Source organism: Oribacterium asaccharolyticum ACB7 (genome assembly GCF_000238075.1).
Taxonomy (GTDB): Bacteria; Bacillota; Clostridia; order Lachnospirales; family Lachnospiraceae; genus Oribacterium; species Oribacterium asaccharolyticum.
Genome location: NZ_JH414506.1, coordinates 475,503 through 498,427 on the forward strand (window position 1 = coordinate 475,503; position 22,925 = coordinate 498,427).

General features: G+C 35.2%; 22 protein-coding genes. 2 read left to right on the forward strand and 20 right to left on the reverse strand.

Annotated elements, in window-relative coordinates; all coding sequences use genetic code 11:
• Positions 1-405 precede the first annotated feature (405 nt).
• The 18 genes from HMPREF9624_RS10190 to HMPREF9624_RS12405 all read right to left on the reverse strand — a co-directional run bounded on the left by HMPREF9624_RS10190 (position 406) and on the right by HMPREF9624_RS12405 (position 18,698).
• Positions 406-2,172: an ABC transporter ATP-binding protein gene (locus tag HMPREF9624_RS10190; protein WP_009537675.1), complete on the reverse strand. Its 1,767-nt coding sequence runs from the start codon at positions 2,170-2,172 to the stop codon at positions 406-408.
• Positions 2,169-3,962 (reverse strand): ABC transporter ATP-binding protein, encoded by a 1,794-nt coding sequence (locus HMPREF9624_RS10195; protein WP_009537676.1) that lies wholly within the window; start codon positions 3,960-3,962, stop codon positions 2,169-2,171. Before HMPREF9624_RS10195 ends, HMPREF9624_RS10190 begins: the two co-directional genes overlap by 4 nt.
• Before the next feature lie 74 nt (positions 3,963-4,036).
• Positions 4,037-4,708, reverse strand: a complete 672-nt coding sequence (locus HMPREF9624_RS10200; RefSeq protein ID WP_154646770.1) for a hypothetical protein — start codon at positions 4,706-4,708, stop codon at positions 4,037-4,039.
• A 165-nt stretch (positions 4,709-4,873) separates the two neighbouring features.
• Positions 4,874-5,050 carry a winged helix-turn-helix transcriptional regulator gene (locus HMPREF9624_RS12385; RefSeq protein ID WP_009537678.1) on the reverse strand — a complete coding sequence of 59 codons (177 nt, stop codon included), beginning with the start codon at positions 5,048-5,050 and terminating at the stop codon, positions 4,874-4,876.
• 112 nt (positions 5,051-5,162) lie between these two features.
• Positions 5,163-5,717, reverse strand: coding sequence for a GNAT family N-acetyltransferase (locus HMPREF9624_RS10210; protein ID WP_009537679.1), 555 nt, complete (start codon positions 5,715-5,717; stop codon positions 5,163-5,165).
• Positions 5,718-5,788: 71 nt separating this feature from the next.
• The gene (locus HMPREF9624_RS10215) at positions 5,789-6,208 is read right to left on the reverse strand and encodes a hypothetical protein (RefSeq protein WP_009537680.1); all 420 of its coding nucleotides are present in this window, start codon (positions 6,206-6,208) and stop codon (positions 5,789-5,791) included.
• A gap of 52 nt (positions 6,209-6,260) precedes the next feature.
• Positions 6,261-6,533: a hypothetical protein gene (locus HMPREF9624_RS10220; RefSeq protein WP_009537681.1), complete on the reverse strand. Its 273-nt coding sequence runs from the start codon at positions 6,531-6,533 to the stop codon at positions 6,261-6,263.
• Between the two features lie 272 nt (positions 6,534-6,805).
• Positions 6,806-7,114 carry a hypothetical protein gene (locus tag HMPREF9624_RS10225; protein ID WP_009537682.1) on the reverse strand — a complete coding sequence of 103 codons (309 nt, stop codon included), beginning with the start codon at positions 7,112-7,114 and terminating at the stop codon, positions 6,806-6,808.
• A complete protein-coding gene (locus HMPREF9624_RS10230) occupies positions 7,074-8,876 on the reverse strand; it encodes a recombinase family protein (protein ID WP_009537683.1) in 1,803 nt (600 codons plus the stop codon). The genes HMPREF9624_RS10225 and HMPREF9624_RS10230 overlap by 41 nt, the downstream gene beginning before the upstream one ends.
• 657 nt (positions 8,877-9,533) lie before the next feature.
• On the reverse strand, positions 9,534-9,950 hold the full coding sequence (locus HMPREF9624_RS10240; protein WP_009537684.1) for a sigma-70 RNA polymerase sigma factor region 4 domain-containing protein: 417 nt from the start codon (positions 9,948-9,950) through the stop codon (positions 9,534-9,536).
• 314 nt (positions 9,951-10,264) lie between these two features.
• On the reverse strand, positions 10,265-11,617 hold the full coding sequence (locus HMPREF9624_RS10245; protein ID WP_009537685.1) for an MATE family efflux transporter: 1,353 nt from the start codon (positions 11,615-11,617) through the stop codon (positions 10,265-10,267).
• 31 nt (positions 11,618-11,648) lie between these two features.
• A complete protein-coding gene (locus HMPREF9624_RS10250) occupies positions 11,649-13,394 on the reverse strand; it encodes an ABC transporter ATP-binding protein (RefSeq protein WP_009537686.1) in 1,746 nt (581 codons plus the stop codon).
• The gene (locus HMPREF9624_RS10255; RefSeq protein WP_009537687.1) at positions 13,387-15,177 is read right to left on the reverse strand and encodes an ABC transporter ATP-binding protein; all 1,791 of its coding nucleotides are present in this window, start codon (positions 15,175-15,177) and stop codon (positions 13,387-13,389) included. The genes HMPREF9624_RS10250 and HMPREF9624_RS10255 overlap by 8 nt, the downstream gene beginning before the upstream one ends.
• Entirely contained in the window at positions 15,167-16,636 is a 1,470-nt protein-coding gene (locus HMPREF9624_RS10260; protein WP_009537688.1) for an ABC transporter ATP-binding protein, read from the reverse strand. Before HMPREF9624_RS10260 ends, HMPREF9624_RS10255 begins: the two co-directional genes overlap by 11 nt.
• A complete protein-coding gene (locus HMPREF9624_RS10265; protein WP_009537689.1) occupies positions 16,621-17,334 on the reverse strand; it encodes an energy-coupling factor transporter transmembrane component T family protein in 714 nt (237 codons plus the stop codon). Before HMPREF9624_RS10265 ends, HMPREF9624_RS10260 begins: the two co-directional genes overlap by 16 nt.
• The gene (locus HMPREF9624_RS10270) at positions 17,324-17,920 is read right to left on the reverse strand and encodes an MptD family putative ECF transporter S component (protein ID WP_009537690.1); all 597 of its coding nucleotides are present in this window, start codon (positions 17,918-17,920) and stop codon (positions 17,324-17,326) included. Before HMPREF9624_RS10270 ends, HMPREF9624_RS10265 begins: the two co-directional genes overlap by 11 nt.
• A 128-nt stretch (positions 17,921-18,048) precedes the next feature.
• A complete protein-coding gene (locus HMPREF9624_RS12400) occupies positions 18,049-18,369 on the reverse strand; it encodes a hypothetical protein (protein WP_009537691.1) in 321 nt (106 codons plus the stop codon).
• Positions 18,370-18,395: 26 nt separating this feature from the next.
• The gene (locus tag HMPREF9624_RS12405) at positions 18,396-18,698 is read right to left on the reverse strand and encodes a TetR/AcrR family transcriptional regulator (protein WP_456299416.1); all 303 of its coding nucleotides are present in this window, start codon (positions 18,696-18,698) and stop codon (positions 18,396-18,398) included.
• 294 nt (positions 18,699-18,992) lie between these two features.
• Here HMPREF9624_RS12405 and HMPREF9624_RS10280 point away from each other — a divergent pair, with 294 nt between their 5' ends.
• Both HMPREF9624_RS10280 and HMPREF9624_RS10285 read left to right on the forward strand, forming a co-directional pair.
• Positions 18,993-19,343, forward strand: a complete 351-nt coding sequence (locus HMPREF9624_RS10280) for a plasmid mobilization protein (RefSeq protein ID WP_009537693.1) — start codon at positions 18,993-18,995, stop codon at positions 19,341-19,343.
• Between the two features lie 5 nt (positions 19,344-19,348).
• Complete coding sequence (locus HMPREF9624_RS10285) at positions 19,349-20,680, forward strand: relaxase/mobilization nuclease domain-containing protein (RefSeq protein WP_009537694.1); 1,332 nt, start codon at positions 19,349-19,351, stop codon at positions 20,678-20,680.
• 74 nt (positions 20,681-20,754) lie between these two features.
• On the opposite strand, the gene HMPREF9624_RS10290 is transcribed toward HMPREF9624_RS10285, so the two are convergent.
• Positions 20,755-21,414: a hypothetical protein gene (locus tag HMPREF9624_RS10290; protein WP_000384992.1), complete on the reverse strand. Its 660-nt coding sequence runs from the start codon at positions 21,412-21,414 to the stop codon at positions 20,755-20,757.
• Between the two features lie 42 nt (positions 21,415-21,456).
• The gene (locus tag HMPREF9624_RS12410) at positions 21,457-22,806 is read right to left on the reverse strand and encodes a helicase (protein ID WP_009537695.1); all 1,350 of its coding nucleotides are present in this window, start codon (positions 22,804-22,806) and stop codon (positions 21,457-21,459) included.
• Between the last annotated feature and the right edge of the window lie 119 nt (positions 22,807-22,925).

Consider the following 22,925-nt stretch of genomic DNA (forward strand, 5'->3'; position numbering starts at 1 on the left):
AAAAAGCGTTAAATCGAGTAGGAGAAGGGCATACCTCTCACACCACCGTGCATACGTTCGGTACACGGTGGTTTTTTAGTTTTCCCTTACTTGCACGGCAAGTTTGCGATGGTATTGTCGGTTATGTGTGCAATCCTCTGGCAAGCGGATGCCTCTACATATCCTCTCTGTTCCGCAGATACTTTTTGCAGATGACCTTCTTTATAAAGTTGTCTATCCTTAAATTTACTTTTGGTTGCTTTCACGCATTACACCGCCTAAAGTTCCGTCCTTCCCTCTGTGTGATGCAACCACAGTGGTACTATGACTTCTGCTGACTTCATTCTCGCCATTCGTTGTTACTACGGTTTCTTATTCTGCTTCCACCGCTGACGAGACCTCCCCGGGTAGCGCATGTTTCTTTCTCTATTCATACCATTGGGCTTGCGTTCTATACATTTCAGAATACACTCCACCTTTGTTAATCAGTTCCTCATGAGTGCCTATATCATCTATAATGCCATCTTTCAACACTATAATCCGATCAGCAATTCTGGCAGCGCCAAGGCGATGTGTAATTATAATAGCAGTTTTTCCTTCGGATATTTCTTTGAAATTTTGATACATGAGACTTTCTTCAATCGGATCAATCGCAGATGTCGGTTCATCTAAAACAATGATGTCATGTTCACGGAATATTCCGCGAGCAATCGCAATTCGCTGCCATTGTCCACCTGACAAATCCACACCCCCGAATTCTCTGGACAGCATGGTACTAAACCCCTGTGGGAAGGAATCACTGTTGACTAACAATTTGGCCCTTTCACAAACATGGTTTAGTCTAACAAGCTTATTGTAACAGCTATTATTGCTGCTTATGGTAATGTTTTCCTCCAGTGTTGTGAGATAGTGTTGATAATCTTGGAAAACAGCGGCACAATTTTGATATATGCACCGTGAAGCGACTTTTTCGCTGTCAAGTCCACCAATACGGACGGTTCCTCTGTCCGGAACATATAAACCAAGCATAAGTTTTGCCAGAGTCGATTTTCCGGCACCGTTTTCACCAACGATTGCTACGGTTTCACCCGGCTGGATTTTAAGACTAATTCCGCGTATTGTCTCTGTCTGCGTATTCGGGTAACTGAAATGAACGTTGTCAAGAGTGATGCCTTTCGTTTTGTCGAAACTTCCTTCTTCTTTTGCATTTTCCGGAAGATCAATGAATGAATGGTAGTTCTGAATAGATACTGCGTATTGTGTAATCTGCCCCGAGAACATTGTAACCATTTCCTCAGCAAGCGCATACATCATATTTACAGATGCGAAGACAGCGGAAAAAGCTCCTGGAGAAATCACTTTTTGAATCAAACTGTTTACCAACATTAGAAGGATACCGATATATCCACCGATAGTAAACAGTCTCAGGGCAGCATCTATCCTAATATGTTTTTTTTCGGCAGTCAAAGTTTTCTGATTGATTAGGATAACTCCATCCTGATATAGCTGCATAAAGTGGTTTACGATACCAAGAATTCGTGTTTCTTTAAAAAACTTTCGATTGCAGACGACTTGTTCATAATAATCAGTAGCTCGCCTGATTGGGGCAATCGCATCTTCCGCTTCGGAAAACAACCGAAACCGTATTACTTGGCCAAGAATGACTGGCGTAAAAATCAGCAGAACAATCAGAATCAGTATGGGTGAAATGTGCTGCAGGTACACCCCCAATAAAATGAAGTAAGGCACATAGAAGGTAAATACTATCAGAATCAGGCTGGAAGCAAAAAAACCATATTCCACGCCTTGCAAGGCCTTATTGAGCATATCAAGGAATTCCGGACGTTCGTAATCTATCGGTGAAATATGGGATGCTTTTATATAGATACGCTTATAGAAATGACTGAGTATCTTAGGGGAAAGATGCTCGATATGGAAATTACTTAAACTGTTCGCAATCTCAAAAAATACTGTTGCCATGATAAGAAACAGAAGCGGCCGTAGTGACACGGACAACGGTGAGCCTGCAGCAAGCAGAGGAACACTGTCGAACAATTTTTCAGTACAGAGCATGACAAGAATATAACCGCCAGCATGCAAAACATCAAACAGGCAATAAAGCGTAGTCATTCCGGGGCTGATTCTGAACATATCGAATATCATTCTGCGAAAAACCAGATACTTTTTCTTCATTGATACCAACTCCTTTGACTATCATACATATCCTTGTACAGTCCGTCATATTGCATCAGCGTAGCGTGGGATCCCTGCTGGACAATATGCCCATCATCAAGAACTAGAATATAATCCGCTGTTTTTGTGGCACCAAGGCGATGTGTGATTAGCAATGTAGTTTTTTGCCGGCTAATATATTCAAAATCCCCATATATCTTTGATTCACTCATTGGATCCAGTGCTGCTGTCGGTTCATCTAAAATATACATGGGTGCAGGGGACAACATAACACGCGCAATGGCAAGCCGCTGCCACTGGCCGCCGGAAAAATCCACACCTTTTTCGTCAAGTTTTCCTAGGTGGGTATTCATCTTATCGGGAAGTGTTCGTATATTATCTGTCATGTTCAGCTCATCAAGAATTTTTTCTATATTCCGATCTGTATCCGGATTGCCAAAGTTTCTGATATCTCCAATGGCAATGTTATCCCGAAGAGAAATGTGATAACGGGAAAAATCCTGAAATAGGACAGCAAAAAAACTCTTCAGTTCAGAAGCCGCATAGTTCTTTATCGATTTGTTGTTTATCAGGATTTCTCCTTCATAATCTGTATAAAGACCAGTTAACAGCTTGGTGAGGGTGGTTTTTCCGGCCCCATTTCTGCCAACAACCGCATAATGTCTTCCCGGCTCCATTTTCAGGCACAAGTCACGAAGCACCTCTTTTTCTGTGTTTGGATAGCGGAATGTAACGTGACGAAACTCAATAGATTGTAACGGAACAGGCGGAGCGGGTTCAGATGTAGCGCCCTCTGTTTCGGGAAGAGATGCGAAATGCGTGATATCTTTGAAGAACTCTCTCTGTGTGGCAAATTCCTTAATGCGGTCTGAAAATTCCCAGGACATAATGGATATGATACCAATAGAGGCCTGTGTTAATGCAATAAACATGCCTACTGACACCTTCCCCTTTGCAACCGCCAATATCAAAATGAGGTCAACCATAAACATGGCTAAAGACATAGTCAGATTCACAGCCTTCATACGAAGCATAGTATTGATTGTTACCTTCCGCTGAAGGTACTTTACTTTTTCAAATAATTTATTCCATTGCAGAATTAACCTCTCCTGATAATGGAACAAGCTGCGCTCCCTTGCAGAATCACGATTTGTCATGATGTCGCTAAGGTATTCATATCGAATCTCGTATTTTCCGGTTTCTCTTTCGGCTTCGTACTGCTTTTGTCCTCCCTTGATTCCCAGAATCATAATAGGCACAGACAAGATAACGACAATAAACGCGGCCCACCAAGCACTGAACATCAGTGCACCAAGAAAACCAAGAATTTGAACTCCCATTCCAATCAGTTCAACACTGTTTTGAAACCCTATAGTCATTCTGTCTTCGAGCTTGTTATTAATCCGCTGAAACAGCTCCCATATTTCTTCGTTTTCAATACTCTCGTAGGTCAGTCTGGCACATTTTTGAATGATCGCTGTATGAAATTGAGCCCGAATCCCATTTTGGACATGTTTCATACACAAAGCGGCTAGGACTTTACAGATTCGGGCATATACAATAATTCCGCTTAGCATAAGAATAGGAAGGAGCAATTCCTCACGAGAACTTCTTCCTGACAGATATGACAAAGCCTTTTCAATAAACAGAGCATTCACTGCAATCTGTATTGTAGGTATAATAAATTCAAGAAGTCTAATAAGCGAATACAAGACAGTACTGAGTTCACTGCTTTTGTATGGAATCAGAATATTGTCCCATGGTGTGTACTTTTTCTTGGAAAGAATCATATTGGTTCTTCATTCTCCTTGTCTTTACCGAAACGATTTTCAGAACTTACGTACGCGCCGCAACTTTAGTATGCCTAGGTTAGTACTTTACTCCTTATGTTCCTGTATATCTCTTTTTCTGTTCTAGTAATACAATATGAATACAATTCACAATTTTCATCACAAGGTTCCTGACAGTGCATTGTCGGAAGCGCTTCAAATGGATTGCCCCTAAAATCTTCAAAAACCATTTGCACAAGATTTTCATCGAAAAAATTTCTCAGATAATTATAGATAGTAGCATCATCTGAATTTTGATTTTTCAAGTGAAGCATCAATTCATAGCAGAAGTAATAGCAACTGTTTTCATCTTCTTTATCCAGTGCTTGGCAATATGTATGCATCCATTTTTCTGCCTGAATTATATCTTTTTTGAATAAATACAGCATACAAATAAAAAGCGAAACAGAAACCATTGTATATGGATGCTCATCACCAGAGAGTCGAATATTTCTCAAGAAAAAGCTCAGCGGAGTTTCTGGCGAAATATGCTTTTCTATCAATACTTTTAGTATTGAATCAACATCCTTTACTGTTAGGCAAGTTGCTTTTTCCTCAATAATGATACAGCTCTTTTCGAATTCAATAGCATTTTGAATGATAGTGCTATCTGTTACCGGCAGTAATTCACTTAATCCCGGAATAATAATATGGTACGCAGGCAAAGCTGTTTTTGTCGAGTTATAAATATACACATCATACCCCATTTGATTGACCAAGCTAAGTAGAGAATCGAGCATTTCAAGTCCGTTCGTTCTCGGGAACATATCTACCGTTTTCAGAAACCCGTATGAAATGGCACTTGTTCGAGAATTGAAGCGCCCATCGTCTCAACCCCGTCTGGTTTCGCGAGTGCATGGAATTTCATCGCCTCAACCCTTATACAACACTTCCCAGTAACCGCTTTGGCTTGTCCCATGACGCATTATTACAAAATTCTTTTTTGGCTTATTCATGTAATATTTCACAGTATTAACATCCCAATCTAACTCCTCCGCAATTTTGGTTTGTGTATAATCCGGATGTTTCATTAACAGATTAATCAACATCTTATCTCTCTCACATAGTAAATAATGGCTCTAAGCAACACATAAACTATACTTAATCCAATAGATTCTTTAGTTTAGAAGTCAATTTACTAATAGTGATTATCTATATTATTTAATTATCCTTCTGTAATTTTTCAAATCTTTCCCTAGGCATTTCATATAATACTGATGATTGTAATTCTCCGTTTTGATCTTCCCAAGCATCTTTTTCAACCTTGACTCTTATTGCATGTACTTTATCTTCATATACTTTTTGAGCTCTTTTATTATTTAGATTAGTATCCCAGATAATTTTTTCTATATTAACTGCGTCATTTATTTTCTTATCATTAAATATAAATTCAAAGGTTTTATTTATTATTTTTGTCCCGTAGCCTTTATTTTGAAAATTTTCATCGCATAATTTCCAGCCAACTTCTGCAAAGCCATCTCCGATTCCATAACTCATTTCCCCAATTGGAATATTACCAATTTCTATAATACAAAGTTTACTTAATTTTCCTTCATAAGATTTAATTTGTTTTTCTACTTCTTTAATGTTCGTCCCTAATCCCCTTGGAAATCCAGCATGAGCCATTACTTTCCCATCATTCCACCAATTAGTTAATATATTAGCATCAGAAATTTCAGCTTCTCTTATCTTAATATTCTCAAATTTAATATTCATTTTCTTCACCTCAGCAAATTCAAATTTATAGCTCTGACATCTACATGACTTCTATGATATAAACATATAATTTATTTCTCGACACGATACACCATATCGCCACTATTCCAAATGTACATAATTGCAGACACCGGAGCCTTTCCATTTTCCCAAAGCCATACTGTATATGTGGTTGTGTTGCCAAAATATCCTTCAGTAATTATTTCAAAATCCAAGCCTGAATATTCATCCATAAACTGTTGTAAGCAAATAGACTTTCCATTGAAACGTCCTTCACCTAAGGTTTTATTAAATATCAGAACATTGCATAGGTCCACATCACAATCTTTAAAGCATATTTCACCCGGATATGCTTTTTCTTCATCATCCACAAATTGGAATATTTTATGTACTTTTAATGTCAAAGTATTATTATGATATTTTATCTTATTCACCCTGCTGTCATGAAGGCTGAAAAGTATGTTGCTGTTTCTATCATGTATACAATCCATATTATTCCTCATAAGATCAAATCGACAAAATAGTTATAACAAATCAGAGTTGCTATTCCTCTCTATTCCCCCAAATGTATTTATGTGGAGCACACCACCCGCATATACAATCTAACAGATCTGCAATCCACTCTTTAGACAAGCCATCCTCTAAACTGTTGTGATACTTAAAAAGCAGGTTGTATGTATGCTCTTGTTCGATACCTAAATCCTTTATTTTACTCAAAATATCATATCCCTGCTCGTGACAGGCATAATAATTCTCCTCTGTAATATTAGTAGAAAGTTGCTTTATTTGATTAAATAATTTATCAGATAAACTCATTATTTTCACCTTAAAAATCTAGTTGTCTAACTACTTTTTTAACTAATCCAAAATAGATAAATACATATCTATTCTTTGATTCAAATATTAGTTGCGACTTTTTGTATAAGTGCTGTAAATGAACCTAATAGCACTAAGAACGATAATATTCCTAAAATCATTCCACTAACACTGATTATGAATTTTAGAAAGAAATTAGTATTGATAGAAGTAATATTATTGGAAATAAAATTATCTTTAATATCCACCTCATATAATACATCTCCTTTCTCTTAAATCATTTTAAAATGCCTTAAAGCATCCATGATAGCTTCCTCTTTTTCCGGTGTGCATTGTGGAATAATTTGTTTCTCTTTTTTCGATTTATTATAATGCTCCCTCAGTACAATTCCACACTTCTTTTTAATCTGTGCAATATAGAGTGTCGAAACCTTTAAATCAAATTTTTCTAATATATATTCCTTAATTTGTGCATAAGACGCTTTACTTTCAGCACTTGTCAAATCAAGCTCATCCAGCTTGATTTCAACATCAATATGTTTATCGACATCTAGTTTGGACAATAACGCTACCGTCTCCACATGTATTGTCCATAGGATAGGAACACAAATTATTAACCTCGTCGCTTGATTGAGGATACAATTTATTGTCAGTTTCCTCATTAACTTCCTTAGCATTTTTTCTTCTGCTCTTAAATAATCTTCCGTCCTGAGAATCCTTTTTCCCTGTCTTATATATGATAGTAATCATTGCAGGATCAATTTCTCCTTCATCGTTAGTTCCCCCAATGATGATTTTATCTACTATACTTTCAAATACAGCTCTATCAAATTCCTCAAGGTATTTATTGGACTCAAGTAATTTTTTAAATCCCTCAAGCCTTTTCTTCAATGCTTTTTCATCGGTAAGTGTTACCTCTAAAGTCCTCTTTTCTGCAAGTAGTTTCTCTTTACTAATAGCTATTTCATTATACTTGTCCTGATATATATCCATGCTGATTGACTCATTCAGCCTTAACTCAACAAGATCCTTTTCTTTCTTTAGTACCTTATCAAGTTGATTTGTTATCTTCTTCAGATCTTTAGCTAAACTGTTGTCTTTCAATTCTTCTTCCACAGTTTTAAGGAATTCATTGGTAATTTCCACATTATTATGGCATACCTGACGATAGCTTTCCATAAATGCTTTTTCTATGGCTTCTTCTTCAATCCCTTTACTATGCGGACAATACTTCTTTCCGTTTTTAGTAGCATTGACACACTGCCATATAACTTTTGTATATTCTGAACTCGAATGCCAATTTCTTCTTGAAAGATTATGACCGCAAAATCCACATTCAAGCATACTGCTAAAAGCATATTTTCTTGAATACTTTTCTCTTTTACCACCATTATTGGCAACAGTATTTCTGTTTTTTGACCTTCTCAATCTAATACCTTGAGCTTTTTCAAAATCTTCTTCTGAAATGATTGGCTCGTGATGGTTTTCTATATAAAACTTATCCTGTTCTCCGAAATTATCCAATCTTCTCTTTGAAATAGGATCAACCGTATAGGTCTTTCCCATCATAAGATCCCCTTTATATTTTTCATTTTTTATGATTCCTAAAACAGTTGTTTCAGTCCATCTTTTATTTCCTCTTGGCGATAAATATCCTTGTTCTTCCAGTTCTCTGGAAATTACCATACCGCCAACACCTTCAATATATCTTCTGAAAATATACCTTACAATCTCAGCTTCTTTTTCATTTATAGAAATGCTTTTAGTTTCCGGATCATAGTCATAGCCTAAACACCCTTGAAAGCCGACCATTTCTCCTCTTTCCATCTTCATTCTCAAACCTTTTTTGACATTGGCTGAAATATTCTCTACTTCCTGTTGAGCAACTGAACTTAAAATTGTTAAAAGCAACTCCCCGTCCATTGTTAAGGTGTTTATATTTTCCTCTTCAAAAAAGACTGCAACATTAAACTCCTTTAACTTTCTTACATACTTTAAGGTGTCTAATGTGTTTCTCGCAAATCTTGATATAGACTTTGTAATTATCATATCTATATCGCCATTCATACAGTCATTTATCAACCTTTGAAAGTCAATTCTTCGATCAACCTGTGTTCCTGTTATCGCTTCGTCAGCATATATTCCAGCGAGAGTCCACTCTTTATTTTTCTTGATAAATTCTGTGTAGTGTTCCACCTGAGAATTATAGCTGTTAATCTGATCTTCAGTGTCCGTACTAACTCTGCAATAAGCTGCCACTCGTTTTATTGAGCGTTCAACACAGCCTGATGCAGTTCTTTTCAGTGTGGTATCACCTTTAATAACTTTTACATCTTTTTTCACTGCATCCGCCTCCTTTTTTGTATCTTTCTATGCAGTTTCATTATACCACACTTGCAAAACATTATAAATATAATTCTGTTGAAATGTTGTACTTTTTCATCAGTTTTAATTTTATCTTCCTGTATTCAATGTCATTTAGTAAATGTTTGGAAAGCAAGATAGATAGCATAGATAATTGGAGGCTATATTTTAGTAATTCGTTATTCATTCTAAACCCTCCTCGTTAAAAATCATTTTTAAGTTTTATGACATTGGTAGGTGCTTGGCAGCAACATAGGAATCTCACCTCCGCCCCTTATTAAGACGAGCCGGCTTAAACTATTGAAGTATCATTATCGCTACTTGTATCACCGAACAGATTGCCACCTCTGTTTTTTATGTATTCTTATTTATCGCTCACTTTCTTGTATCCTTGGCTAACCCAGTATTCATAGAACCGAAATTGCTTTCAGCAGAAAGATCATGGCGTAAGTCATAATTCTCCACAAGTAGATAAAGTCCTACCTTGGTCTATTCAGTTGTCAAAGAACAATTACCTATTGGCTTTCAGAGAGATTTTCTTTTAAGTTATTCTTGAAAATAATTCTTCAATTAAATTAAGAGGACAGATCTCCCTTCACTTTATAAAAGGAAAATCTGCCTTCATGCACAAGGCGATTACTTCATAAATTCTTCCAATAGCACCCTTAGTTTTTTAAGAATGCTATTTTTTCGCCATTGTATAGCTTGATAGCTCACTTTCTTACCTCTCGCTATGCTTGATAGCGTTTCATCATTGAAATATAAGCGTTCAACAATATCTCTTTCTTCTGCATTGAGCATTGATATAGCATTTCGGACTGCTTCAATCATCATCTGTGTTTCAACAATCTTTTCTACATCAACGCTTTCATCAGCGATGTTATCTATAAAATGTCCGTCATGATCCAATGATGAAAAAAAGAGCAAGTGGTTTTTTCTGTCCACCTGCTCTAAATACTTCTCGTGTTCTCTTTCTCGCCAGTAGACTTTGTATATCTGCTCACTGACTTTGACCTTTTGTCCATTGACATAAAGGTAATATTCTTTTGGCATATATGTTTCCTCCATTCTTTTTTTGTCTGCTTGTTTTCAGGCAAAAAAAGGAGGACTCCTGCACCTTGGCATAAGAAGTCCTCGAAAATGAAAGAAACCTGTTCTTCCTTTAATTATATTTAATTGTTTAGACGAGCATATGGAAAGACAAACAGCTATAAAGCTTATAGGAAAAAGGACTATTTTTATTGTGGTTTATTCTTTCAAATAAATATATAGACTTTTCCATTTCTAACCCTCCATTTTATAGCTAACTATTTTCCATAAATTAAGTCCTTCTAATGTTTCAAATTCTAAACACCTAATAAGAAATTTTATGCTTGAACTTTTTCTTTCCCCATTTTATTCAGTTCCCCAATCATCATGAAAATGCCAACAACAATCATAATGAAATCAACAAGTGGCTGCGTGAACCAAACAGCTTTTACTCCAAAGGCCATTGGTAAAAGAATCATTGCAGGAACAAATATGAAAAGCTGTCTAAGCATTACAATAATTCCTGCTTTCTTTCCGTTTCCGATTGATTGGAAGAAAGTAACAGTCATAACCATTACTCCATACAAGATAAATACGGAATAGAACAATCTAAAGTTTCCAACACCCTGTGCAATAATATTTGCTTCTACACCAAATAACGAAAGTATCTGACTTGACAGCAGTAGGGATGGAATCCAAAAGATTCCTGCAAGAACCAAACCGCCGATAGAAAAGACCTTCATAGCTTCTCTCACTCTGTCATATTGCTTTGCTCCGAAGTTCGTTCCAACAACAGGCTGTAAGCCTTGACTCATTCCCCAAAGAGGGATAAATGAAAAGGCATATACACGAAGTGATGCCGCCATCAAAATTCCATTGGTATCTCCGCCATATTTAAATGCCATTTTATAAAGCATAGTTTGTTGTATCATAAATAAAAGCTGCATCATCATAGCTGATGATCCTACCCCAAACATTTCTTTTTTTATCTCCGGATCAGACTTTATCTTATGGATTTTAACAACTTTACTCTTTTTCAAGAAATAATGTAGTGTTGCCACTGCCTGAACAAATTGTGCTGTGATGGTTGCAAGGGCAGCACCTTCAATCGCATATTCACCCATAACAGTCATTAAGATAGGGTCAAGAATAATATTCAGTAATGCCCCAAGTCCCATAATCGTCATAGCTTTTTTCATCAGTCCTTCACCACGCATAACCATGTTTGCGGACTGTGTGAAGTTTACAAATAGAGAGCCTATAAAAATCACTCTAAGGTATCTAATACCATAGGCTTTGATTTCACCCGTTGCGCCGACCATATCTAAAAAATGCGGAGCAAGAAGTATTCCTCCAACTGTAATAATTACAGAGAAGAAAATCACCCAATAGATTAGGTTACCCATAATTTTATCTACAGTTTTTTGATCTCCTTTACCGATTGCTCTTGAAAGTACAGATGCAGAACCTACACCAAGTAAAGTTGAAACACCGCTGTTAAAAAAGGTAAGTGGCATTGCAACGCCGCAGGCAGTCATTGCTGTTTGTCCTATAATTTTCCCTGCAAATATTCCGTCCATTAACGGATACAAACCGATAACAATCATTCCGATAACTGCCGGAATAGATAACTGAAAGAGTAAATCTATCGGTTTTTTTGTTAGTAATTGTTCTTTTATATCCTGTTTCAAGTACATACCTCCATTTATTACAAATATATTCTTACAGTATTTTTACGCCATTATTTTTACTTTGTAGTTCTACCATATTTTTATAAATCCCATTTAAAGCAACTAACTCACTATGGGTCCCCTGCTCTGCAATATTACCTTCCTTAATTACAATAATATTGTCAGCATCTCTAATAGTATTTAATCTGTGGGCGATAACTAATAATGTTTTATTCTTTACCAATTCACTGATTGCTTCCTGTATATAGCTTTCATTGTCCACATCAACACTTGCTGTTGCCTCGTCAAGAATTACAATAGGAGCATCTTTTAATATGCAGCGAGCAATAGAAATTCTTTGTTTTTCACCACCTGATAGAGTTGCTCCTCCTTCTCCAATCATTGTGTCAAATCCATCAGGAAGTGCCATAATAAAATCATAGCATCTTGCTTTTTGGGCAGCTTCTATAACTTCTTCTTTTGTCGCATTTTCTTTCCCCATGGCAATATTATTAAAAATCGTATCTTGAAATAAATATACTCTCTGGAAAACCATACTAATTTCCGACATCAATTCAGATAGTGAAACATCCTTTATATTCACTCCTCTAATCAAAATTTCACCGGAGTCTACATCCCAAAATCTTGCCAAAAGATTTGCTACTGTGGATTTACCTCCCCCGGACTGTCCAACTAAAGCCGTCATTGTATTCTTATTCATTTCAAAACTCATATCATGTAATACCTCTTTTTCACCATAAGAAAATTTAACATGATTAAAACAAATTTCAGGTTCTGAGGTCTCAGATTTTGAAATATGATTTTTCCCTACATCTTGTAATTCAGTTTCATTTAACACCTCTTCAATGCGATCCAAAGCAGCGTTCATTACAGTAAGCCTTGTAGCTTCTCCATAAAGTGTTTTTAAAGGGCTGAATAAGTCAAACACAAACAAAATAAGCCCAAGCATATACGGAAGTCCCAAAGTTCCTTGATAATTGAGATATAAAGCCACCGCTAAAATAAATGTAATACCAATTCCATAAATGATATTTAAACCTGTTGTCCATGGTGTTATTTTATTTTCAAATTTTATAGATGTGTCCTTTGAAGATACAAAATTATCTGTAAGAGATTTAGAATTTTCTCCTAAAAGGTTGTAGCTTTTAATAACACTTATACCCTCAGCGAATGATAAAACGGCATCCGTTAGTTTTTCACTTTGTTCTTGTCTAATAGCCGATTCCGATAAAGACATCTTATTCATGCCATTTGCAAGCAGTGTTGCAACCAATGTTACCCCCACCGCAATCAGTCCAATTCTGTAGTCTAAAACAAACATGAATATTGTTAGTACAAGCGTTGATAATACATAGCTCATCATATTGGCAATCGTACTCATGGAAACTTCTTCAATAAAAGCCATATCTGAGCTTAAAACTGAATTTATTTTTCCTAAATTACCTGCTGTAAAATATCCCATAGGGAGCTTTCTAAGATGATTTCCAAGCTCCATTCTTTTATCAGCAAAAATCATAAAGCCGGCTGCACTTTGTAATTTATCGCTTAAGAAGTGAACCACAGCTTGTAGTAAAACCACTAAAACAAGTCCTATTCCTACATATAGAAAAGTTTGGGACGTATTCCTTTTTTCATAAAATCCAATCAAAACGGTAAATGCAATAAATATCGGCATTTTACTTAATATAGATTCAACAAAGGCAAATATAAATGCGGACTTTATTCTGTTTTTGTATTTACCTGATAAATTTAAAATTCTTGAAATTAGTCTAAACATTCATTTCACCTTCCTTTCTGCTGATTTTCCAATCTTTACTAAATAGTGTCGCATCCCATAATTTACGATATTCTGCTGAAGATTCTAATAAGTCTTTATGCTTTCCATTCGCAACTAAACGACCATGATCCATAACCAATATCTGATCTGCATCTATAATAGATGGCAACTTATGTGCAATAACAATTAGGGTTTTTCCTTTTACAAGTTCACGAATAGCTGCTTCCATTTTTTCTTCATTTTCCGGATCTGCGTAGGCTGTTGCCTCATCAAGTACAACAATCGGAGCATTTTTCAAAATAGCTCTCGCTAATGATATTCTTTGCCTTTCTCCACCTGAAAGCATCTTTCCTGCTTCCCCTGCTAAAGAATAAATACCATCCGGAAGTCTATTTAAGAATTCCATGCACTGTGCTTTTTTAGCTGCTTCTATAACCTCATCATCACTGGCAGCTAAATTACCAATGCGAATATTTTCTAAAAGCGATGTATTAAATAGATATTGGTCTTGTGCTACATAAGAAATTTGTTTGTTGAGTGATTCCAATCTTATATCCTGTAAGTCTTGTCCACCAATACTTATGCTTCCATCTAAAACATCATAGTAATGAATTAAAAGTTTAGTCAAAGTACTTTTTCCTGAACCGGATTCGCCAACAATCGCTGTCTTTTCACCGGCTCTTGCCGTAAAACTAACATTATGAATAACATTTTTAATATAGGTTTCAGGCTGTCCATTTTCTCCCATCTTGCTCAACTGATAGCCAAAGGTAACATTATCATATAAAATGGTCTGTCCTGTTCCCTTAAAATCATTTTCTCCTTGTTTTAAAGGAGCCATATTTAAGGCTTGTTCTAAAGCAGAAATCTTATAATTTAACTGTGGCATAGTTGGTAAAAATCCAAGAGCTTTCAGCAGTGGCAATCCTATACTTAAAGAAAGACATAATATCAATATCAAGTTAGAAAGACTTGCATAGCCCATATACACAAAGTAACCACCAAGAGGCAATGTTAAAATAATCGTGCATGGAAGTAAGGCACTGTATAACGCCATCCATGGCCATGCCGTCTTATACCAAGCGAGTGCATAATCTCTATAATTACTGATATCTTTAGAAAGGCGTTCATAAGATTCCGTTTGCTTATTGAATACTTTTACAACTTCCATACCGTTTACATACTCAATAATGGTATTATTCATTTTTCCGCTTGCCATATAATATGGTCCCATTTGTTTCATACCTACAGAGTACATAATCATCATTGCGAGAATGCTAATCGGAATAGAAGCCAATGACATTAACGCTAATCTCCAATCAATAAAAAACATTGAAATGTAAACCATAATAGGAACAATTAAGTTCGCTATTCCTTCAGGAAGTGAATGAGCTAAAAGCACTTCTAAACTACCAATATCATCCACAAACATTTTTTTGATTGTACCTGTCCCTTTTTCTTCAACAACACCTAATGGAAGATTTTCCATTTTTTTCTGTAAGGATGTTCGAAGTCCAAGCAACGTGTTGTATGCTGCTTTATGGGAGACATTAAGACCTATCCCACCTAAGACAGCTTGTAGCACTAAGCAAACTAAAATACTTGTAAGTAAAATAGCAATTCTTTCAAATTCTAATTGTTCACCTAAAACAAGTGGATTGATAATCTGATATGCAAATAGAAATGGTAACACACCCATAATTACACTAATAAGCATAATAAAACTTGCCAAGTGTATTGATTTTTTATGCGAACCGGCATATTCGAAAACCTTATTTAACATAGTTTTCCTCCTTCAATAAATTTCCTTTTTTATCCATAAAATCCATGATTAACGCTTCATTTCCCTTTACAGATATTTTTTTATAACCATTATCACCGAGCATTAAGACAGAATGACAGGTTTTAAACAACAGCTCTAAGTCATGAGTAATTATTATAATTGGAATCTCCTTTGCTTTTTCTGTCGTTAAATCGGACATAATTTTCATACTTTTATAATCAAGACCTGATGTTGGTTCATCCAAAATTATCAGCTTACGACCGGATAAAAATGAAGTAATAATTGCCAGTCGTTGTTTTTGTCCACCGGATAGTTTCTGCGGATGATTAGTTTTTTTATGCCACAGGTTTGTATCTTTCAGATATTCTCGTATTTTTTCTAAATCACTTTCCGAGTTTTTATCTTTACAAAATATCAACTCATTTTCTACGGTGTCTAAAAAAATCTGAGCATCTACATCTTGTAACACGCAATATGAATTTCTAAGCCTTTCTCTTTGTTTATTTCCATAACTGACATCTAAATATTTTTCAGACAACCCGCATAATGCTTTTGCCAAGGTACTTTTTCCAATCCCATTAGAACCAATCACTCCCATTATTTCGCTTTCTCCAAGCTCAAAGGTTAAGTCTTCTATCAAAGTCCTTTTACCTTGATGAATGCAGGCTTTATTTACTTTGATATAGCTTTTAGCAGCAATAGGTTCTTTTTCTGATATCAATTCTCTTTCATTAAGCGTTCTTAACTCAAGTTCCTTACATTTATTATTGCTAAGACTACCATTCGGAAAAACATCACATATTGTACCGTCTTTTATATAAATCAATCTGCTAAAAATCTCTTTTAAATAATAAAGCCTATGTTCCGCTATAATTATTGTCTTTCCCATCGCCTTCAATCTTAGAAGTATTTCACTGAAATGTTTTATACTATCGTAATCAAGACTGCTTGATGGCTCATCAAAAAAAATAATATCCGTATCATAGATAAGAGTTCCGGCTATAGCTACCTTTTGCCTTTCTCCTCCTGATAATTTAAAAATGGATTTTTTGCTAATATGGTTTATTCCTAACAAGTCCATTGCTTTTTCAACTTTTTCTTTTAGAGTGTCCCTGTCTAAGCCTAAATTTTCACCTACTAAAGCAATTTCATCTTCAACTACATCACAAAAAAATTGATCTTTAGGATTTTGAAATACATTGCCAATATATTTAGCTAACTCTCCCTTTTTATATGTAGTTATATCCTTCCCTAAAATCTTAATTTCGCCGTCCAAATCACCGTCATAAAATGACGGAATAAGCCCGTTTAGCAATCTTAAAAGTGTCGTTTTTCCGCATCCGGAAAGACCTGTTAAGACTATAATTTCGCCTTTCTTTACAGACATTTTTAAATCTTTCAATATCAAATCCTCACCATAATGAAATGATTTGATTACTGCCTCTAAAATATTTTCCATAAACTCGCCCCTAACAAAATCATTCCCCCAATCATCATTGCAATATCAATAAATGTAATTTTCACTTCATGGAAACTTGTTTTTTTCCCATCATATTCAATACCTTTTGATATGATTGAACAAGTTAAGGTGTCGCTTATATCTATGCACTTATACATAAGAGGAACAAAATATAACTCAAATGTTTTAATCGGTTTGAAAATGCTTGCTTTAAATCCTCTGATTTTCATGCCATCGTTTATTTCCTTCATCCTAATAGAAATTTCCGGAATAAAACGAAAAAATACTGTGATTCCTATACCAATTCCACCATCAATTCCAATTTTTCTAAATGCAGCAATTAGATGCGAAGAACTATATGAAGACAAAGCTCTTCCCAAAATGAAAATTGGCGAAAATTTTATGATAATGAGTAACAAAGTATAGATTGACCCTACGAATACACTTCCTAAATATGGTTTTAGCAAATAAAGAATTCCCCATATTATTGCTAAAGTAAGTATGGTGGAAAGTGTTTTTCTAAGCGAAAACAAAAGTAACAATCCTGAAGCAAAAGCAAGTGCAATCCAATATTGATACTCTCCACCTACCGTTAAAACAACTGAAAAGAGTAAAATCAACCCAACTATAGTAAGCGGATTGATTTTATCTGATAGTTGGTATGAGTTTATATTATTTTTTTCACCCTTATAAGACACTTTTTTTCTTCCTATCACTAAAAAATTTATTATAGATATATGTTCCAAAATAAGCACCTATAATTGAAGCTATAATTGCAATTATTAGGCAAATCACAATATTTTTAGGGGAGTAAAAATTGTAGAGAAATGTTGCATAATCTGTTGTAAACATCTTTGGAAATTGCTTTGTAAGCCCTTCGACACCAAACACAAATGCAAAGTACATAGCATGTAATGAGTAAACGAACATACCTGCTCCAAATCCAAATCCTACTTTCATATTTTTATCTGAATAGTTTTCCTTTTTACCAATTACAAGTTCTGCTAATATACCTGCAATAGCACAAACAACAATTACCGGCCACATTCCCATAAGAGCATAGAATACACCCAATAACAAGAAGTACAAAAATGCAGCTCCTCTTTGTGCAACTTGTTTACACATAATCACAAAGACTGGTGCAACAATAATTGTTGGCAATGCGGACGACAAGTATAAACTTGGAACCATTCCGAAAGAACCTGTTAGAAATCCTAACCCCATTGTCAACACAAATCCTATAACAGAAAATACTGCTATTTTAACAATACCTTTTAAATTCATAATGTTTTCCTCCTTGATTTTTCAATATGATATATTTCTGTTTTCATGCAGAAAACAATATCCATTTTTTATCTCAATCTCTTAACAAAGTCTAAATGTAACTTAGTTATATTTCGGGTAAAAAATTTTTAAATTCCTCGTATTTTTTTCCATCCCTCATTAAAGAACTCTGAAATCAAAGTTGCATTCAATTTCACCTCTTCTATACTTTTAGAATGCACCGCTACCTCTGATAAGGCATAAAAATATGCATGGTTTATTAGGTGAATTCCTCTATTTGTTATTACATCATTAACATGATCTTCTCCATATATCATACTCAGAATTTCAAAATGATTTTTATCTTCTCTCTCAATAATCTCATCTAAAAAATTATTAAATTTTGTCCCATAAGAACCAAATACCAGTAATTCGAATACATCTTTATGCTCAAAGAAGTACAAAACCATTTCTATAGCACCTTGTGCTTTCGACTCTAAGATCTTGTAAATAGTTTCTTTTTTATATGTTTTTCTTTTTTATAAACATCAAAACTCCTATCTTCATACATAGTATAAGACCGTTGTATCTGGCTTACGATTGGCTCGACTAACTCAGAGAAAAGAGCTTCTTTATCTTCAAAATGACCATAAAAAGCTCCAGTAGTAACGCCTGCCGCCTTACATATTGCTCTTAAATTAGATTTTTCAAAACCTTGATCTTTAAAAATTTTCTTGCCACAATCTAATATTTTCTTGTGAGTTTTTTCATAATCACCATTAGCCACTTTCTTATCCACCTCCTTCCTTTTCAAATATAACTTAGTTATATTATAGCACTTGTTATATTTAAAAGTCAAGATTGAGTTTGATGCACATAAGTCAGATAATATGTTATAATACATTTACAAATTCAAAACTCGCTTAATGCTTGCTACCCTAATCATTCTTTTGTAGCAAGCACAGTAAGTGTACGGACACTTACGAAAAAATTGATGAAGCAGCCCTTTGGGATCTGCTTCTTTTTTTATCAATTTTTAACTTGTTAGGGTGTACCCTAAGACCCCGAAATACATTCAAAGGAGGATTTACCTATGGCAAATAGAATACGAAATGAAAGACTTGAAATTAAATTAACCGAAGAAGAAAAGGCTCTTTTTGAGGAGAAAAGAAAACTTGCGAAATGCAGAAACATGAGTCATTTCATCCGCAAGTGCGTTTTAGAAAAGGAAATATATCAAGTGGATTTAGAACCGTTTAGAGATTTACAGGGCTTGCTTTCCAACGCTACAAACAACATCAATCAGATTGCAAAGCGTGTTAATTCGACCGGCATAATCTATAAGGATGATATAAATGACATAAAAAATCAGATTGAATATTTCTCAAAAGAGTTGTGGCAAATACATTCTCTGCTTCTTAACAGAACTTCAGGAGGTGATTAAATCTTATGGCTATTACAAAAATACATCCTATAAAATCAACCCTTAATCTTGCCATTTCATATATTGTAAATGGAGAAAAAACGGACGAGCAAATCTTAGTAAGCACTCATAAATGTCATCAGGAAACTGCTCACACCCAGTTTTTAAGAACACGAAATGATGCCGGAACAAACGGAACTGTTCTTGCAAGACACCTCATTCAATCCTTTTTACCCGGAGAAGCAAGTCCTGAAATGGCACATCAAATCGGTCTTGAACTATGTAAAAAGATATTAAAGGATGAGTACGAATTTGTCTTATCTACCCACATAGATAAAGGACATATCCATAACCATATCATTTTTAATAATGTAAATATGGTAACGGGCAAATGCTATCAGTCCAACAAGAGAAGTTACCACCAAATCAGGTATCAAAGCGATAAGCTGTGCAAAGAAAATAGCCTATCTGTGATTGACGAGTTCTATGAGAGCTATAAGAGAAAGTACAAAACAAATGGTAAGTCATGGTATGAAAATGAGCAATCAAAGAAAGGTACTTCTTGGAAAAGCAGGCTTCAATTTGACATTGACAGAATGATACAACAGTCTAAAGATTGTGAAGAATTCCTAAAGGAGATGGCTGAACTTGGTTATGAAATAAAACATGGTAAACACATTGCCTTTAAGCCAAAAGATAAGCAGAGATTTACAAGGGCTAAGACGATTGGTGAGGACTATACTGAAGAAAGATTAAAAGAACGTATTATAGAAAGGAATGCTATTAAGGATCCTGCTGTCAAAAAACGAATCGGAAATGTTATCAATATGAATACCAATGCCAAAGTGAAAGAGAGCAAAGGCTATGAGTACTGGGCAACAAAACATAACTTAAATACAATGGCTGAGTCAGTTGTTTTCATCAGAGAACATGGCATTAATTCTGTCAAGCAGCTTGATGAATATATCAAGAAAAATGCTGAAGAAATGCAAGCCTTACAAGATAAAATCAAAGAAATTGACAAGGATATGCAGCTACTTTCTGATACGATGGAACAAGTTCATACTGTTAAAAAATATCGAGCCTACTACAAAGAATATAAGGCAAATCCTTCTGATAAGGCATTTTTTGAGGAGCATAAGGCTGAAATCACACGCTACGAAACAGATCTTACAAAACTTAAAAAGTCCTATTCAAAGCTGCCTGATTCTAAGGATATTTTAGATAAACTTGATAAATTGCAAGAAAAAAAGAATACCCTAATGCAAGAGTATTCTTCTACAAAATCTACTATGGACGAGCTTTATCAAATACGAAAGAACTATGGAATTTACATGGGCAAGGAGATGGAGAGATAATATTTTCTCTCCTCTTTTTCAAGAGACAAATAAAAAAGAGCCGGTGCAGTCCTAAGACCACACCGACCGCAATTTTATCTCTCAGCTTCTTTGCTTGCCTCTTTCTTTTCTTTCGGCTTTTCCTTATCTTCTGCCTGATATTTCTTGATAGCTCCAAGTACAGATTCTTTCTTTTCTTCTTGTCCTTTCATTTGTTCCTTTGCCTTTAACAGCTTTGAAGAAAGTATCCTAATATTGCTATGTTCCTTGCCGTTATCATCAATGGATGTTCTGATTTGTCCAAAGAGCTTAACAAAATCTCCCTGCTTAAAGTCCTTTGGAATATCACTCTTTTCTCCATAAGCGGAACAATTATGATATACCTTATTCCCTTCATCATCTTTGGATACTACGGAAAAATTCGCTACCTTGAAGGCTTCTCCATTCTTATTTTCCCTTTCAACTACATCAACCTCTCCAACGATATTTCCGACAATATTGATAAGATTATCCTTTTCTTCCTGAACATAAGGTAAGTCTTTTATCTGTCCCTGTTCTCTTAAATCCTCAATCATATAGTCAAATTCCTCATGTAGCAAATTAAGGCTGTCATTGTCCATATAAGCGTCATAGAGCTTATCTAAAGCACTTTCATCATTGATACCTTTTTCCATGCTTATAATCGCCTTTACAAAGTCCTTGTGGTTATCACTTACCATATCTTCAATCTGATTTCTCATTGTTTTGTAATCCATGTTTTTATCTCCTTTCATGGCAAAAGGGAGGTTGTCCTCCCCTTATCTTAAAAATTCCTGTTCTTTTGTTTTTTGCTTTTCTTCTGTTTTACTTTCATTTTGATATGCTCTTATCTGTCCTAAAATAGATGGCTTATCATCTGATCTTTGTGTGGTTTCTTCTTTGTTATGAAAATTGTCCTCCACATCATAAGTTGACTCAAAATAATCACTGTCCTTAAAGTCATTATCATATCTATCAGGTATACCGTCATTATCAAGGTCTTTAGAAAGTGGATCATAGAAGTTGCCTTCATCGTCAATATCAAGACCCGTTGCTGCTCTTAAATCTTCTGAATCAACATAAACCAAATCGTTAAAGGAGGACATTTCTATTTCATTTTTCATATTCCTTAGAGCCTCATTCTCTCCTTTATTCTCATAGTCAAAGCTCTCTGTTTTGATAGGAGTATCATCAATGTACTGCGTCCAAGTTTTCTCCTCTAAATCAAGCTCATATTGAATCCCATGCCTTTCATCCGGTGTATTGGTATAGGCGATCCCGATATGCTTTAAATCAGGGTACAATGTGTCAAACTCATCATAGCTGTGGTTTTCTTCATACTCTCTGTTGCAGAAGTCAATAATCGCCCTCTTTACATCTTCCACAAGAGGATTGTCATTTCTCTTTTCTTCCACGTCTCCCATATCAAGGAGCTTATTTAACTCTGCCAATCGAAGCACCTTAGTTTTCAGTTCATCTGCCTTTTCAAACGGCTTTTTGAGTTCTTCTTTGGCATTTTCAAGTTGTTCCTTTGTACTGATGAGTTTTTCTTCAAGCCTGTTTAATTTCTCAGGCATTTTCTCAAGAGCGTTATCCAGTCTTGTAAGGTTACCGTCCGCACTTGTTCCAAGCTCTCCTGAATGCTTTGCAGCACCGTTTAGGCTAAAGTTATGCTCATTGGTAAAGAAGTTATAGCTTACCTCTAAATCCATATTTCTATACTTTCCTATAACCTTGCTTTCATTGATTTTAACCTTTGAAATAGCTTCAAGAAGTCTTTCTCCGAATAATTTCTTATCGGTAATCTTTTCTCCTGCAATGGTAATGGAAGTAAACTTTTCCTCGCCTTCCGCTTTAGGTTCTACATCAGATATATCTTTTTTGACAGCTTCAATTAGTTTTTCTGTTCTTGCGATTTCTTCAGGATAATTTTTCGCTACCTTATCCTCTAATCTGTAACTGTTGGACTTATAGTTTGCTTCAAGCATTTTAAGTTTTGTAACCTCGTTGTCCAAATCCATCTTTTCTTTAATCTTAGGATCGCCTGTGGCAAGAGCTTTAATCTCTGCATAGTTGAGAGAGCTTTCGTCCACATCTTCCGCCACACGAACAGGAGTCTTACTTGTCATAATCTGAGAAATGAATTTCTGTTTGTTTTCTATCGTCTGCCACAAATAGGCATCAAATGTGTTTTCTGTAACATAACGATAAATATTTACTTTCTCATTTTCGTTCCCCTCGTCTTACA